Here is a 16,442-nt window from a genome sequence, read left to right on the forward strand (position 1 = left end):
CATGTGCCCAGCCAACCCGGTTCTGGCCGCGAGGCGACGTCGCTGCGAAGCGATGGGGATCGATTGGAAAGCGGCGAGCGCATCGTTTCAGGCAGCGATATCGCTTGAACGACCTCTCGTGGCGATCGTGTGCAGCCGGGTGGGTCATGACCCCCATCGCCATCGCAGTTTGTCGCAGCAGATTGCCGCGTCGCTCCAACAGGCGCGCCGCGACGAGGCCACGCTACTGATTGCCGAGGGGAGCGCGATCGATCCGTGGGTGACCCACGCGGCGGCCGTGTTTCAGATTCCCACGGTTCGGTTGGAAACGACCGAACAGCGGGATCGAGACGTGATTGCGATTGCTGATCGTGTGGATGCTGCCTATGTCCGTAGTGGAGGGAAAGTCACAGCACTCCTGCGGAGGCGGGCGGGCCTACAGTCCGGGATCGTGCGGGTGGCAATTGCTCCGCCGGTGCCCGACCCCACGCGGAAAGATCGCCAAGCGGTGTGGGAACTACTCGACGCGGGCGCGGTCGGACGGTACCTGCCCCCCGACGAGATCACGCAGCCCTGGGATGGGCGTCCCACCCATGCTCTCGTCGATCACCGTCGGGATGCGGATGTCGCGATTGATTGGTCGAACTATTTCGTTCACTGCACGCGAGCGGCAGCCGGCCCCTGGCCGGGACAAACCTGGGCGCAGTACCGCGACGATTTGTTACTGGCTGATCCTGCCGCAGCAGCCCGCGATGCGATCGACGCACTGTGCCGGATTGCGCGTTGCCAGCGTTTGATTGCGGGGGCGGTGACGTCCGATCAATCGGCGTCGGTGGTGTGTTTCTCGGCGGTCGAGCTGCCGAAACTGCTTGCCGCTCGCACCTATCGCAGCCATCTTCATCGCTGGGATTATGAACCGTTTGGGATCGCGATCCAACGCCGTGCGGCGGTGCGGATTGGGATGCGGGCGGTGGTCTATGGCGATCGTGAGCTACGCAAGGCGTTGCCTGCTGATCAACGCTTTCGGTTCCAGTCCGCTGGCTCAACCTACGATTGGACGAACGAACAGGAGTGGAGAAGCGGGTCCGATATTGATTTGAGCCGGCTCGGCACGGGCGAAGTCCTCATCTTTGTTCCCGATGAAAACTCCGCTCGCCGAGTCGGCTCATGCAATCAAGCGACGTGGCCGATCATTCGGCTCGATCAGTTGCCAGCGGCGGAGAAGCCGGTTTGAGCGACTTCTTCCTCCTCCTGGATGATGATCCGCGGCGTAACCATTAGCATCAAGCTCGCCGATGTCCGACCGACCCCAGTATTCCGGAACAGCCGGCTGACGTAGGGGATCTTGCTCAGGAACGGGATGCCCTGTTCGTTGCGACCTTCGCTCTGACGTTTGATCCCGCCAAGCAGAATCGTTCCGCCATCAGGCACGCTAACGGTCGTGCTAACGGACGTCTGTGCGAATGTCGGTTGCTGCACCGTGGTGCCTTGAGTCACCGTATCTTCGGTCTCTTCGTCTTTGGCATCGATCACGCCGTCACCATTGGTATCGACATTCTTAGAGCTTGACGATTTGGACGAGCGACTGCCTTCATAGGTGAACGTGTTGACATCGCCAATTTGGCTGAATGTGGGCACAAGCGTCAGGCGAACGAACCGTTTGTCTTCGCTCACAACGCCCTGGACATTCAACCGGGTGCCTTCGTCGAGGACGACGATGACGGGCTGTTGGGCGACGGCAAAGTCACCGACGACTGGAATGATACTGGTCACGAACGGTCTGGACACGGTGTCATTGATCGTCGCGAACTGTCCATCGAACAAGGTCACCTTAGGTGCCTGCATGATATTACTTCGGTTGTCACCCTGCGCGGCCTGCAGGAAGAAGTAGGCCTCGATGTCGCTCAGGATGGCAAAACCGATCGACGACACAGCACTGGGTGCATTGAACGGCGGGACCGAACCCGAGAAGGTTTCTTGGTTGAGAGTAATGTCCAGGTCGGACGTCGGCGTGTTACCCGCACCGATACCGATCGTGACTGCGGGACCGGAGTCGTCGGCCGGAATGGATTGTGCGTTGTCATCAAACTGCACGTCGAAATCGATTCCGATTTGCTCATAGAAATTATCCGAGAGCGTGATGAACCGGACCTCGATCGTGATTTGCAGGTTCTGCAGTCGACGCAGCGATTCGAGCAAGTCAACGATTTGGTCGTGCACATCGCTGGTCGTGCTGATGACGAGCGAAAGGTTTTGTGGATAGGGAGCCATCGTACCGACCCCTCCCAAGGCTTCCCAGGAGTCCGGCTCGATCGTCGTTTGGATCAAGCTCATCAGCTGGGAAAAGTTGGCGATTGATCCACCACCTCGACCCGTCGGCATCGAACCGGCCGCACCGAGGCCACCGGCGAAGGCGGCGTTGCCTCCCATGGGGCTGTACTGGCCGAGCATGTTCGTGCCAAATTCACCGCCCGTACTGTTTGTGAGGCCACCGCCGAGGTTGGCCATTGAGACGGGAACGACTTGAACGTCAGTGGTAGGTCGGGTCATTTGATAGGCCGACTTCAGAGCTCCGGCCAAGCCATCCTCATACCCCGAGATGAAGTTCGGGATCGGCGTCACCAAGTCGGCAACCCGATAGGTGCGTGGAGAAGTCATGGTGCGTCGTGCTTCGCGGCTGGTCACGTTGAGCACATCATTCTTGAGCACATAGGTCAGATCCAGATCTTCCAGCAGAATGTTCAGGGCACTCTTGAGTGGCAGACGACTGTTGACCGACTTGGAAACCGGCGTATCTCGAGTGATACGGATCGCGGCCAAGGCACGTTGATCAATCACGATCGGAACACCAGTCACAGCAGACAATTCGTCGAGAACTTCGCCAAGCGGACTGTTGCGATACTTCATCTCCACGCTGGTTTCCAGCTTGCGTTTGATCTCCTGTTCACGTGGGCTCAGTTGCGTCTGTTGGTCACGGGACGCCAAGCGACGGCGTGACAGAGCAGCCCAATCCTGCGGATCCTGGAAAGAGAACGGGCGATCGGGGTCAGGTGCAATCATTGCTCGATCGAGGGCGAGCATATTGCTATTGAATCCCTCTTCGTTCTCAGCCCGGATGTCGTTGCTCATCTGCAGCCGAACCTGTTGCCGGCTGTTGTGGAACATCGTCATTGCAATCGTCGAATCCGGCTTCAGTTCGCCGACCTGTTTGGCGATCACCAAGGCTTCGTCGTAGCGTTTTTGATCCATCAGATCGTTGAAACTATCGACGAGCAGCGAGATCTCTTGGTCAACACGTGCTTCACGAACGTCTTCGGTCGCCATCTCAGTGCGAATCCGCTCGTTGGTAAGATCGAGATCGATCTTGGCGCGGTTCGCTTCGACGTAGGAATTTTGCTCGCTGACGGCGCGTCCGACCATCGCGGTGAGCGAGGCCTTGGAGGCTTCATCAATGTTCGCACCATCAACTTTGCGGGCGAGACGCTCGAGATCATCGATGGCTTCGAGCGGTGTGGTTTCTCGTTTTTCGTTTGCCTTGGCGAGTTCAGTGGTGACTTCGCGGTACAGCCTTCTGACCTGCTGAGCAGCTTCCAGATCCGCTTGTTGGATCGGCGTCAGCGGCTCGGTGGGTTTCCCTGTCGCGGGCATCCGAGAAGGTTGCAGCAGCGTCAGCTTGTCCTGCAGGGCACGACGCGTTTCGGTCGGCAGCTCGGCTTCGTATTCCCACGCTTTGACAAACTGGGCACGGGCTTCGCTTTGCTTTCCGGCGGAGAGCAACTGCATGCCGGCGGTATATAAAGTTTCGCCCTCCGAGGGACTTGCATTCTCCGGCGCGATGGCTTGTACCTGCTGCACGCCCGAAGGACTACCGGGCGTGAATGCACCCCCGGCCTGTGCAACCATGGAATTCGGCGTCTGCTGGCCGGCTTGACCAATCGGCATCACACCGCTGGCGGGCAAGACAGTGTTTGTGGACACCTGTGCGAGGTCGATGCCTTGGCGACGAGCAGCGGACTGGACGTCGAGTAACAACTGCCACGGGCGGGCATCACCGGATTTGAATTCGCTCTGGGCGACACCGAGCTTCTGTGCCGCCGATGCGTATTGATAGGCTTGGCGGATGTCGCCACGATCCAATGCCGTCCGGCCCATTGCGGTCCAGCGGCGGGTTTCCTGTTGACGACGTTCGAGCGTCCACGTGGCAGGGTTGTCAGTCAATGCCGTGGCATTGAGTGATTGGGCCGCGGTGTCCGCGTCGATTGCCTGCAATGAAGAGGGCGATTGAGCCACTGGTGCGATGTTCAGCAGCTTCGCGTCGATGCCGCGTGCGACCAAGCGGTCGTATCGCTGACGCAGTTCGGCGTTGTCCGGGGCCGCTTGGTGAGCGGCTCGGTAAGCTTGCACGGCGCCGGTGTAGTCCTTAGCCGCCAGCGAAGCGTCGATCTTTTGCAGATACGAGCCGATGTCGGCACCTGATTTCGCGGCAGACGCAGCGACCGAATCGGGCAACGTGAACTCGGCGTTCGACGGGGAGGCATGCAGGAGCAAGCAACCGAGCAGACATCCGGGCAGCAACGCTCGCCGCGCCACGAGTTTCCGCGATGTGGCGGTAACGCGTTGCACAACGACCTCACTAGTATCGCCGAGGCGATCCACGTTGGATGGGTCGAGAACCGATCGCGCCAAGTTAGCGACAATGCGCTTCGTGACTTGGGGGGCGGCGATACGGGGGGAACTCTTCTGCCTGGATGGCTGATGTGAGCGGATCAACGCGACACTCCTTCTTCGCGTGAGGCATGGACATAATTCGGAAAGCTCTCGAATCGCCTCAAAATCATTTCGAGTCGATACGGAAACCTTCCGAGTGACTTGGCTGTACGATTTCGTGGGGGCTGACGTCAAGTCGGCTTTGGCCGTTTTTTGTACAGCGAACGCAGCGTTTCGGGCCGGCGACCGGTTGTTATCCTGATCAGAGCGGCCAATTTCGCGTAGAATGAATGCCCCACGAAACTTCTGGGAGCTACCGCGGTACATCGATGCAATTGATAACACGTGATGAATGACTGGAAAACACAATCTTGGTTTGGCCGCGACGTCGCGGCGGGTACCTATCAAAATACAGAGCTGGAGATCACCGAGAGCTATAGCGGGCGAAACATCACGATCCCCATTCGCGTACTCCGTGGCGCCGATCCTGGGCCGACCCTGATGGTTACCGGTGCCTTACACGGCGACGAACTCAACGGTACGGGTGCCATTCGATCGTTGATCAGTGACCCAGACTGGGGGCCAGCACGTGGCAATGTGATCATGATCCCGGTCCTGAACGTGCTTGGATTCGAGCGGCACTCTCGTTACCTACCGGACCGCCGGGACCTGAATCGGTGCTTCCCCGGCAATGCCGCCGGCAGCATGGCGAACCGCATGGCCCGTGTGATTTTTGACGCGGTTGTGTCCCGCTGCGATTACGGCGTCGACCTGCACACCGCTGCGGTGCGGCGTACGAATTACCCCAACGCTCGTGCTGACTTCAGTAACCTCCAGTGCCTGCGATTGGCCACCGCCTTCGGGGCGGGCGTGATTCTGGACAATCGCGGTCCCAAAGGATCATTTCGCCGGGAAGCCACGTCCGCTGGCTGCCCCACGATCGTCGTCGAAGGCGGTGAGGTTTGGAAAGTCGAACCCTCCGTGCTCGAATGCATGGCCCGCGGCATTGTCAATGTCCTCAAAGAGCTTGATATGCTCGATGGCGAACCGGAGGTGCCGGACAACCAAGTCAAACTGAAGACGACGAAATGGGTCCGCGCCGAACGCGGCGGATTCATGGACATGCACGTCTCCCCAGGCACAACCGTGGTGACGGACCAGCCCCTGGCGACCAACAGTAGCCTACTGCAGGAAGACCAAAACCGTTTGATCGCCCCCTTCGATGGCATCGTGATCGGCATGACCACGCTCCCTGCCGTACAACCGGGCGAACCCGTGATCCATCTCGGTCGGCTCGCCAGCCCCAAGACCGCACGGCGGGTGAGGCGACAATCCCAAGCCGATGAGAATCAACGCATCACCCAACAACACCTGTCCACCAATATCCAAGTGACAGCACCGGGATAGCCAACGAGGGTGTCGCCGCGAGTGTGCTCGGCGGACGATCATCATCCCAAACGCCAGAACCACGCTCTGGCGAACATGGCTACGTGACCATTAGAAAAAGCGGATACTGCCGGGGTAATCCCATGGCTCGCCATCGTTCGCTTTGATGCCACCAATGATCGGATAGATCAGCGACAACGCGCCGAGCACAACGAATCCGAGAATGCCGATCATGACAATCAAGAGAATCGCACTGATCACACTGTAAATCAGCGACGAAAGCAACCAATTCGCGACGATCCGGCCGTGCACATCCAGTTCGGGGATCTCATCTTTCTTCAGTTGCCATAACAAAATCGGGGCCGCGAACCCGAGCAATGGGATGATGAACCCAAGGTACTGAGAGAAGTGCAGAAACATCGCCATCTGATTCGCCGATGCACTCGGCATCGGAAATTGCCCCAGGGGCATCGCTGGCCTGGACGACGGTCCCTCAATCACCTTCGCCTTGGCGGCTTGAAATTCCTCTTCCGTCAACGCACCTTGCTCACGAAGCTGGCTCAAACGTGAGATTTCTTCGGCAACGGACATGAGTTCTCTTAAATGGTTCGGCGGATGCTTTCTGAAAAATTGTATCACATTTTGTGATTGAGCCCCTTCTCGGGCGATTCGGCGGTCACCAGAATATCACACCATTGACGCTGCATTGCGTCTCCCGCGTTCTCATTGATGAGTGCACCCCAACATGCGGCCAGTTCGTAACGTTCTGAGTTTAGTTTGTTTGATCTCTTGGGCGAGTCTGACCGCCCACCCCATCGCTGCCGAGTCGTTTGACCCGCTCGACTGGCCCGCCTGGAATGGCCCCCAGCAGAATCGCATTTCGCTCGAAACGGGCTTGGTCGATCGCTTTGATCCCAAGGGTGGCGAGGGCAGCAACGTGATCTTCAAGAGCGAACGGGCTGCGGGAATCTCGACACCGATCGTGATGCACGGCCGTTTGTTCACCATCGTGCGAGACCAACCCGGCACGCCGCGCGACGCCGAAAAAGTGATTTGCTTGGATGCCGACACAGGCGAACTGTTATGGGAGAATGTTTATAACGTTTTCCTATCCGATTTGCCCGCCGAACGCGTTGGCTGGTCCAATGTCTGCGGCGATCCAGAGACGGACCGGATATATGCTCTCGGTGCGTGCTGCCTGCTTCAGTGCATCGATGCGAAGACGGGCAAGACACTGTGGTCCCGATCACTCAGCGAAGAATTTGGCATGCTGAGCACGTACGGCGGCCGCACCAACACCCCCGTGGTGTTTGAAAATCTTGTCATCATCAGTGGCGTGACGACAGGTTGGGACGAGTCCGCCAAACCCGCCCATCGCTTTCTCGCCTTCGACAAATTGGATGGCCGCCTGGTTTGGATCACCAGCACGCGACCGCTGCCCGAAGACACCACCTACAGCACACCCGTTATCCGCGAAATCGCGGGCCAAAGCGTGATGGTGGCCGGTGCGGGCGATGGAAATATTTATGGGATGCAGCCCCGCACCGGCAAAATCCTGTGGAAGGAAACCATCTCCCGACGCGGCATCAATACCACCGTCGCCGTGGGTGACCAGGGCAACGTTTATGCCGCCCATGGCGAGGAGAACCCGACCGGCACCGCGATGGGCGCGATCGTGTGTATCGATTCACCCTACGCCGCGCTCGATTCAGCATCGGCAGAAAAGTGGCGCACCGAGGAACTCACCGTCGGTAAGAGCTCGCCCTTGCTGGTGGGCAACCGCTTGTATGTCGTCGAAGACTCCTCGCGAATGCACGTGCTCGATACCGACACGGGCGAAGCCATTGGCAAACCTCTGAAACTCGGCACAGCGATGCGTGGCAGCCTGTTGTCTGCCGATGGAAAGATCTACGCCGCCACATCGACGGGGATCATTCATGTCTTGCGGCCCACCGAAAACGGCGTCGAGACCATCTTTAAAACCCGCTTGCCCAAGGGACACGATGTCGGGGGCTCGCCCATCGTTTCCCATGGCCGGATTTACCTGCCGACAACCGGCGGACTGTACTGTATCGGTGACTCCTCGGTGACAGCGGAAGCGAACCCCGCCGCTGCCCCCAAGACGCAGTCAACGTCAACAGAACCCTACGGCGACGATCCAATTGCTGAACTGCAATTGATCCCGGCGGAAGCCATCGTGGCTCCCGGCAGCGAACTGCCGATGGAAGTAGCGAGCTTCACCACGGGCGGGCGAAGCATCGACCCTCCCGCCATGGATCAAATTCAATTTGACGTCGCCGGTGACGCCAGTGTCGACAAAAACGGAGTGCTGCACGTCGCTGCGAAGGCGGCTCCGCATAGCAAGATCACCGTCACGGCGAGTTTCGAGGATGCCAGCGTGGTCTCGCAACTCCGCGTCATTCCGGCATTGCCGTGGACATTCGATTTCAGCTCCGGCGAAGTGCCGGTCACGTGGATCGGTGCCCGGTATCGTCACGAAGCCCGCGTGGTCGACGGGAATCCCGCCATCGTCAAAATCTCGACGATCCCCAAAGGCACGCGAAGTCAAACTTGGTTTGGCCCCACCGATCTACACGACTACACCATCACCGCAGACGTCAAAGCGCAGGACGGCGAAGCGAAACTGCCCGATATCGGCTTGATCGCCCAGCGTTACACACTCGACCTGATGGGCGAGTCACAACAATTGCAAATCCGCACCTGGGCCGCCCAACTCCGCATGGCCAAGAGTGTGCCGGTCCAGTGGAAAGCGGGTCAGTGGTACACGCTGAAGTTCCAAGCCGCCGTCGAAAACGGCGTCGCGGTGCTCCGTGGCAAGGTCTGGGAGCGGGAACAGCCTGAACCCGATGACTGGAATATCACCGCCACCGACGAGGCCGCCAATCTCGAGGGCAGCCCCGGCATGTATGGCAATTCGACCAATGCCGAGATCTCGATTGACAACGTGAGTGTGAAATCCAATCCATGAACTCACCAACTCAAACGAATTACCAACCACCCACCGCTGGGGTAAAGTGGACCGTATGCGTCATTGCCGCTATCGGGTTCGCGTTTGACATCTACGAGTTGTTGATGCTTCCGCTGATACTCCGCCCGGCACTGTCCGAACTGGTCGGCGCGGTTCCTGGCACACCCGAGTTCGAGTATTGGCGTGGCATTTTATTCTTCGTGCCCGCGATGGTCGGAGGCGTCTTCGGCTTACTGGGCGGCTATCTCACGGATTTGTGGGGCCGTCGCCGCGTGCTCGTCTTCAGCATCCTCTTGTATGCATTCTCGGCGATGGCGAGCGGTTTTGTCACCTCGGTCGAGTGGTTGCTGTTTTTTCGCTGCACCACGTTCATTGGCGTGTGCGTGGAATTCGTCGCCGCCGTGGCGTGGTTGGCCGAACTGTTTCCCGATGCGAAACAGCGTGACGCGGTACTGGGCTACACGCAGGCCTTTTCATCGATCGGGGGCTTGCTGGTCACCGGCGCCAATTACCTGGCGCTGCAATATGCGTCGAGTTTCCCGGAAATTGCCGGCGGTCATGAGGCCTGGCGGTACACGGTCATCTCGGGCGTGATTCCCGCAATCCCATTGATCCTGATTCGCCCCTTCTTACCCGAGTCGCCGCTGTGGGCTCACAAAAAGGCCCAGGGGACGCTGCAGCGACCGAGTATCGCAGAGCTATTTGCTCCCAAGCTCCGCCGCACGACCATCATCACAACGTTGATGTTCGCGTGCAGTTATGGGGCGGCATTCGGAGCGTTGCAGCAGATGCCGTCGATCGTGCCGAATTTGCCCGAGGTGAAAGCGGCCACGTCAGACATGCCCGTCCCGCAGCGTAAGCAAACCGAACAGAAGATCGCTGCGACGGTCAATGGATACCAAGAAATGGGCGGCTTGGTCGGACGCTTTTTGCTGGCGTCGCTCGCGCTCGTGATCGTCAGCCGAAGGGGCTTGCTCCGCATCTTCCAGTGGCCCGGCCTATTCGTCGTGCCGCTCGTGTTTTTCTATCCGGCACGCGACAACCTCGAGCTGCTCAAGTGGGGCATTTTCTTGGCTGGGTTATTCACGGTGGCACAGTTCAGTTTTTGGGGCAACTACCTGCCACGAGTCTTTCCACTGCACCTACGCGGCACCGGCGAGAGTTTTGCCGCCAACATTGGCGGGCGGATGGTGGGGACCTCATTCGCGGCAGTGACAGCCTATTTGACGACGCTGTTGCCCTCCGGCAGCACCGCGGTGGCCGCCGCCATCGTGGCACTGTTCGTCTACGCCGTCGGCAGTGTGCTGTCGTTTTGGTTACCCGAACCGCCCGAGGAGGGCGACCTCGACGAAGGATAACGCGACATCGCAGCATTCCCCGGCCCCGTTGGGCTGGCTAGTCAAATCGATGGGCCTGTGGCCCGGAAAACCTTGCGCAGCGGGAAAGCACAGCGTTTGGAGAAGGTGAAATCATGCTGAACCGCACTGCAGAATGGATTTAAAAGCTGCGATGTATTTTAGCTGCGACCGATCGATTCTTCAAAACGTTCGATTGAAACCGCCAGTCCGTCCTCATTGGATTCCACGATTGCGCCACAGAGCCGCACGTCACGGGTGGCGACGTGGAAATGACAGGGTTCGAACGTCGTCGTGGTTTTCGTGACGCGTCCCACGTCGCGACCGATGATACTGTCGTAGGGACCGCACATGCCCACGTCGCACTGCATCGCCGTACCGCTGGCCATCACGTGAGCGTCGGCGGTGGGTACGTGGGTATGGGTTCCCAGTACGGCGGTGACCCGGCCGTCGAGGTAGCGAGCGATGGTTTGTTTATCAGCGGTGGCCTCGGCATGGACATCGACGAGAATCGCGTCGGTTTGCCCGGCCATATCTTCCAACGCCCGATCGACGGCGGTAAAGGGGCAATCCACCGGCCGCATGAACACGCGACCGAGGATGGAGATCACACCTAAGCGACCGTGTGGCGTGGGCACAATCACCCAGGTACGGCCCGCCGCATCGGCGGGATAGTTCGCCGGCTTCACAATCCGCTGGCTCTCCTGCAGCACCGGAATGATCTCGGCGCGGCGATAGAGATGATCGCCCATTGTGATCGCGTCAACGCCCGATTCGATCAGGCGTCGATACTGGCGCGGCATCAATCCCGCGCCATCTGCTGCGTTCTCGGCATTGACGACGACCGCGTCGAGCTGGTGCTGCTCCTTGAGCGCGACGGCGCGATCGAGCACCGCCGAGTATCCCGGTTTACCGACGATGTCGCCTAGAAACAAAAATCTCACCGGTGCTCAACACCTACCAACGCAGTCCGAAACGTTCGCCACCGGTGTCGCGATTGTTGCCGCCCTTGAGCGGGCCGCTGTGTTGCGGACCAATGGCGACGTCACGTGGCGGCTCGTCAACTTCCTCTTCCGCATTCGTCACGACAGGCTCATTGGCCGCCAGGGCGGCTTTGATCGACAGCCCAATCTTCTGTGCATCGCGATCGAAACTCAGGATTTTGACTTCGACCGTGTCACCGGCGTTCACCACACTGCTGACCTTGGACACTCGGTGATTGGCGAGTTCACTGATGTGGACAAGCCCTTCGACGCCCGCAGCCAAACGGACGAAGCAACCGAAATCGGCAGTCTTCGTCACGATGCCTGAATGCAACGCACCGACAGAGAATTCGCTCTCGGCGGTATCCCAAGGATTTTCGAGGAGGTCGCGGTAGGACAAACCAATCTTGCCGGTTTGCTTGTCGACCTTGTCGACCTTGACCTTCACTTTCTGGCCTTCCTTGATCACGTCACTCGGATGCTTGACGCGGTCCCAGCTCAATTTGCTGACGTGAATCAAACCGTCGAGTCCACCGAGATCGACGAACGCACCGAAATCGCGAACACTTCGCACGATCCCCTCGAGGATGTCGCCCGCCTCGATCTTTTCGAGCTGTTCTTCCCGTTTGGCTTCACGTTCCCGTTCGAGGATTGCGCGCCGGCTGATGACGAGATTGCCGCGTCGTGCATTGGCTTCATTGACCAAGCACACCATTTTTTGATCCACGAATTCCGACAGGTCTTCGACCCGGTACTCGGTGACTTGGCTGATCGGCATGAATGCCCGGATCGAGCCAACCTGGCACTCCAGACCACCGGTATTGTGGCCCGTCACGAGTGCTTCGACGATGGAACCCTCGTCAATATCGTCCCAGTCACTGACTTCGATTGCCGATCCCGGCAGCGTGCAGGAATACAGCCCATCTTCGCGGCTGAATCCACGGACGAGCACCTCGACGGTGCTGCCCAACGCCGGTTCAGCCTCGGTGAACTGTTCGAACGGGACGGTCCCCTCGTCGGGGCCACCCAAGGACACGAACACGGTGTCCTCTTTAATCTTCAGGATGGTTGCCTGAACGCGTGCGCCTTCCTCGAGCGATCCGCGGCGATCCGGCAGGCCGGCGGTGCCTCCGTAGAACGACTCCAGATCGGAGTCGGCCAACGATGCGTCAAGTTCCGCTTGCAAATCGTCCGACAAGTCGTGTCGGATATTGGGAACGCTGACCTTACCGGGCTTGGGTGCCTCGACCTTCCGGACGTTGGTCACATCCTCGTCCGATTCGCCAACCAAGCGAGGTCGGGGAGCTTTTTTCTTATTTCCGTCGCCTGACTTCGGTTTGGCTTTCTCGAGATCTTCGGTCGAGACGGCTGCCGGCGATTGTGGTTTGGCAACGCCCAGCCCCCGCGCAGCAAGCGGACCGCTGCCGATTCGAGGCAACGGCGTTTTGGATTTCCGGGGCGCCGCAGGAGCCTCCGGAGGTTTCGCAGGAGCCTCCGGGGGTATGGCGGAATTTTCAGCAGCTTCGCTCGGCGGCACCGTGTTGGGCGGAGAAGTTTCCACAGGTGCCTCGGCAGCGTTTGCGGATGGGTCGGGGGAAGCGGAAGGCGGATTGGAGTCCGGATTCTCGGTCACTGACATGATTCGGCGTCGGCAAGCAGGAGCGGGGGTATGAAAACAAGGGGTCCTTGAGTCTGCAGTCTAGCAATCCAAACGCTCAACCGGTAGCCTTCGGTGAATCGAGGTAAATTATCCACCAGGATCGTGGGACGGGGCCATTGTCCCGTCCAGCCCCCGGCTCGGTCCGGTTCGGGCCCGACTCGCTCGATCGAGTCAATGGTCCCAAGCGACTCACCCTTTCCCCCCCTTCTTCTCATGCCCAGCATCGACGCGTTCTTCGCTCCGACCTTCGATCGACTGCCCACCGAACTTCGCGACGCGATCACAGAGGCTCCGATGCCGGGCCTCGCGGCCGGTCCGCGGGCGTCTGAATTGGCAACCCTGCTCGAACGAGCCACGGCACTGCGGGTATCGACGGGCGATGGCGGCGACGCACCGCTCCCCTCGCTGACGCTGTCTGGGTTGTGGCTGCTCGCTGGCGATTTGGACCGCAGTCACACGATCAGCCAAGACGACTCCTCGGCGGCGGGCAGTTTCTGGCACGGGATCATGCACCGTCGTGAGGGCGACTACTCGAATGCAGCGTACTGGTTTCGCCGCGTCGGGACGCATCCCGTCCTGAACGACCTGGCAGGAAAATACGCCGATGCGTACCGCGACCCGTATCAATTCATCGACGCCGTCGCGGCGGCCTGCCAAGCACAGGACACCAAGCAAGTGGCCTCTCTGCAGCAGATTCAGTGGACCGAGTGGCAACTTCTGTTGCAGGACAGCATGCTGGCATGACGCTGCTAAACGGTATGACATCGGGGCCAGACTGCGTATTGGCCGTAGCCGATATCGCTCATGCACCGTTTTGGATGCAGTTCACACAGATCGTCGGCAGCGTGCTGGGGGTGTTCCTGATCATTGGCATCGGCGCGTTCTGCCGATCGCAGAAGTGGCTGTCTCGCGAAGCCGACTTTTCGCTGGCCAAGATCACAGCGAATGTTCTGATGCCGGCGCTTTTTCTCGACCGCATTCTCAATGACAAAACCCTCGATGCCTTGTCGACGGCTTGGGTGCCGCCACTCTTTGGCTTCGGTTTAACCACCGGCGGATTGCTACTGGCCTGGTCGATCGCCCGGGCCGCCGGGCCGTGGGTTGGACTGAAAACCGATGCGCAGCAGCGTGCCTTTGCGATTTGTGCAGGCATTGCCAACTACGGCTACATCCCGCTGCCGCTGTCGCAGATTTTCTATCCGAGTGCCGAGGTCGAACTGATTTTGCACAACGTGGGCGTCGACCTCGCCCTATGGAGCGTGGGCATTGCGATCATCTCGGGAGGCAGCCGGCCGACCTCGGATGCTGCGGCTGACGAACAAAAGGCTCCGCTGCGAAGCAGCTTCCCGCGGCTGGGCTTGATCGGCAAAATCCTACCCGCACTCACCAGCGCCCCTCTGATTGCCGTCGCCATCGCATTGTCGGTCCGCTCGCTCCACTGGGATACGATGATTCCGCCCGCCCTGATGAAATCAATTCATCTACTGGCCGGTGCGTCGATCCCGATGGGACTGCTGCTCAGCGGCGCGATCATCATCGACTTCCTGCGCGCCGCGCAGTGGACCGGGGCGACGCCCGTGATCCTGCTGTCGATTGGCTTTCGTCAACTTTTAATGCCGGTCATCATGCTCGGCGTGGCCAGCCTCTGGGCAACCCAAACCGACATGAAGCATGTCTTAATACTGCAAGCGGCGATGTCGTCCGCTGTCTTTCCGATCGTCCTGACGAGACTCTATCACGGCGACACGGCGACGGCCCTGCGAGTCGTGCTATCGACGTCGCTGGCCGGTCTGGTGCTGATACCAATCTGGATCTCGCTAGGCGCGTGGTGGCTGGGCGTGTGAACGGAGAGGCGTCAGCTGCTCCGCTAGTCCATTCGCACGCCGACACTCAACAACAGGTTCGCGTAGCGTTGCTGATCGCCGGTCTGAATCGTTAGCACATGGTCGGCCGTGATGACGTGATCGTAGAAGGCCCACTTTTCGAGTGGCTGGAGCTGGACGGTCGATCCCGCAGCGGCGAACGACGCGCGATAGTCATCCCACACCGGAGGATCCCCATCGAGCGCGTAGGGCCCCTCCGTTTCCGTCTCCATCGTCATTGCCGCTTCAATCGGGATCGCTGTCAGCAATGCTCTCAAAGCTTGGTCGCACGTGATCAGCCCCGGCATTAAATTCATGCTAACGAGCTGGGCGTGGGGCCCGCGTTTGTTCAGGGCAGGATAATTGCCGTCGGCAATCAGAATCGTGCTGTGATGGCCGGAGGCCGCCAAAACAGCGGAAATTTCTGGGTGAATGAGTTGATTCAATAACATCGATGAGGTTCCAACCTACGGGTTTTCGGTGGCCGGCGCGGCCGGGTCTTGCTGAGGGGGCACCACCTTGGCGCCCTTCCTGGGTTTCTTTCGCTCGTTGCGTTTCACCGGACTGGGCGTCTCGCCGATCACTCGATCGGTGGTGATGGTGATTCGCTTCGCCTTCACTTTGGTTTCGTCGGGCGGATTGTAGAACCCCTCCACTTCGATTTCATCCCCGGCTTGCGCCAGCGAAAGATTGTTCACATGAACTTCAATCTCAGCATCTTGGGCAACCATTGTGTTGACCGGAGTCACACCGGCCTGAACAGAGATGGCTCCCTGCGGGCTGAGCATCATGAGTGTGCCAACCACATCGACCCTGCCACCCATCGGCGCGCCCGCTTGACGGGATGGGCGGCCGGCTTGATGAACGCCCGGAGTGAACCGCGAGGCTTGGCTGCGCGGGACCATGCCAGGCCCGAGCGGGGCAAAAATCTCGAGTTTCTCAACCGGGCTGATCGCGGCCCCATTGGGACCAATCGCCATGGCGAAGCGAACCGGTGTGCCGCGCTGAAGTGCCCCGGGGACTGCCTTGGCGGTGAAACTCAGCGACGTGATGTCGTCAGGGAACTGCACTAAGCATTCCGTCCCATCCTCCCGCGTCACGACGATCACATTCCCGCGAGCATCCTTGAGCGTCCCACGGAACTTCGTCACCTCGTTTGCCGGTGCTCCGGCTCCATAGCCACCCGCAGTACCGCTCGGTGGCGTGTTCTGACACTGGGCCCATGAGCAGAGCACGAATGGACTCGCCATTGCCACCGCCCATCCAACTTTGAACGATAGTGAGATACGAGGGCGGCGATGCAAGTATCGATTTCGCATGGGGAATTCCCGAGTAGAGTTAAAGGTGAGCCGCCCGATCATAACTGATCCAAAATCCATTTGTTGGCGGAAGCCAGCGTCTCGCCGCTCAGATGGGCCGGGGAGTCGCGTCACCACCAGCCTCGACGCTCGATAAAGTGCCGACGTGAAAGAAACAGGAAGTCTGGTGAGTACATCGCCCCCCGGACACCGTTCAGTACTG

At 59.5% G+C, this 16,442-nt stretch carries 12 protein-coding genes; 6 read left to right on the plus strand and 6 right to left on the minus strand.

Features of this window, described 5'->3' with window-relative positions; genetic code table 11:
* The first annotated feature begins 1 nt into the window (after window position 1).
* Entirely contained in the window at window positions 2-1,213 is a 1,212-nt protein-coding gene (locus SH410x_RS27945) for a hypothetical protein (RefSeq protein ID WP_473672831.1), read from the plus strand.
* Here the strand turns inward: SH410x_RS27945 and SH410x_RS27950 are convergent.
* Entirely contained in the window at window positions 1,183-4,551 is a 3,369-nt protein-coding gene (locus SH410x_RS27950) for a type II secretion system protein GspD (protein ID WP_473677421.1), read from the minus strand. The two genes, SH410x_RS27945 and SH410x_RS27950, sit on opposite strands and share 31 nt — an antisense overlap.
* A 483-nt stretch (window positions 4,552-5,034) precedes the next feature.
* Between SH410x_RS27950 and SH410x_RS27955 the strand changes: the two genes are divergently transcribed.
* The gene (locus SH410x_RS27955; RefSeq protein ID WP_473672833.1) at window positions 5,035-6,093 is read left to right on the plus strand and encodes a succinylglutamate desuccinylase/aspartoacylase family protein; all 1,059 of its coding nucleotides are present in this window, start codon (window positions 5,035-5,037) and stop codon (window positions 6,091-6,093) included.
* A gap of 90 nt (window positions 6,094-6,183) precedes the next feature.
* On the opposite strand, the gene SH410x_RS27960 is transcribed toward SH410x_RS27955, so the two are convergent.
* Window positions 6,184-6,663, minus strand: a complete 480-nt coding sequence (locus SH410x_RS27960; RefSeq protein WP_473672835.1) for a magnetosome magnetite crystal formation protein family — start codon at window positions 6,661-6,663, stop codon at window positions 6,184-6,186.
* Between the two features lie 154 nt (window positions 6,664-6,817).
* Between SH410x_RS27960 and SH410x_RS27965 the strand changes: the two genes are divergently transcribed.
* The gene (locus tag SH410x_RS27965; RefSeq protein ID WP_473672837.1) at window positions 6,818-9,061 is read left to right on the plus strand and encodes a PQQ-binding-like beta-propeller repeat protein; all 2,244 of its coding nucleotides are present in this window, start codon (window positions 6,818-6,820) and stop codon (window positions 9,059-9,061) included.
* Window positions 9,058-10,419, plus strand: coding sequence for an MFS transporter (locus SH410x_RS27970; protein WP_473672839.1), 1,362 nt, complete (start codon window positions 9,058-9,060; stop codon window positions 10,417-10,419). The genes SH410x_RS27965 and SH410x_RS27970 overlap by 4 nt, the downstream gene beginning before the upstream one ends.
* A gap of 158 nt (window positions 10,420-10,577) precedes the next feature.
* Here SH410x_RS27970 and SH410x_RS27975 read toward each other — a convergent pair whose 3' ends face one another.
* Together SH410x_RS27975 and SH410x_RS27980 are read right to left on the minus strand one after the other, a co-directional pair.
* Window positions 10,578-11,360, minus strand: a complete 783-nt coding sequence (locus tag SH410x_RS27975; RefSeq protein ID WP_473672841.1) for a TIGR00282 family metallophosphoesterase — start codon at window positions 11,358-11,360, stop codon at window positions 10,578-10,580.
* 13 nt (window positions 11,361-11,373) lie between these two features.
* Window positions 11,374-12,837 carry a 30S ribosomal protein S1 gene (locus tag SH410x_RS27980; RefSeq protein ID WP_473672843.1) on the minus strand — a complete coding sequence of 488 codons (1,464 nt, stop codon included), beginning with the start codon at window positions 12,835-12,837 and terminating at the stop codon, window positions 11,374-11,376.
* A 435-nt stretch (window positions 12,838-13,272) separates the two neighbouring features.
* On the opposite strand from SH410x_RS27980, the gene SH410x_RS27985 reads away from it, so the two are divergent.
* Together SH410x_RS27985 and SH410x_RS27990 are read left to right on the plus strand one after the other, a co-directional pair.
* On the plus strand, window positions 13,273-13,803 hold the full coding sequence (locus SH410x_RS27985) for a hypothetical protein (protein ID WP_473672845.1): 531 nt from the start codon (window positions 13,273-13,275) through the stop codon (window positions 13,801-13,803).
* Between the two features lie 74 nt (window positions 13,804-13,877).
* Window positions 13,878-14,903, plus strand: a complete 1,026-nt coding sequence (locus tag SH410x_RS27990; RefSeq protein ID WP_473677422.1) for an AEC family transporter — start codon at window positions 13,878-13,880, stop codon at window positions 14,901-14,903.
* Between the two features lie 23 nt (window positions 14,904-14,926).
* Here SH410x_RS27990 and SH410x_RS27995 read toward each other — a convergent pair whose 3' ends face one another.
* Together SH410x_RS27995 and SH410x_RS28000 are read right to left on the minus strand one after the other, a co-directional pair.
* Window positions 14,927-15,373: an RbsD/FucU family protein gene (locus SH410x_RS27995; RefSeq protein ID WP_473672847.1), complete on the minus strand. Its 447-nt coding sequence runs from the start codon at window positions 15,371-15,373 to the stop codon at window positions 14,927-14,929.
* Between the two features lie 15 nt (window positions 15,374-15,388).
* Window positions 15,389-16,240, minus strand: coding sequence for a hypothetical protein (locus SH410x_RS28000; RefSeq protein ID WP_473672849.1), 852 nt, complete (start codon window positions 16,238-16,240; stop codon window positions 15,389-15,391).
* Between the last annotated feature and the right edge of the window lie 202 nt (window positions 16,241-16,442).

The sequence above is a fragment of the Rhodopirellula sp. SH410 genome (assembly GCF_055811895.1).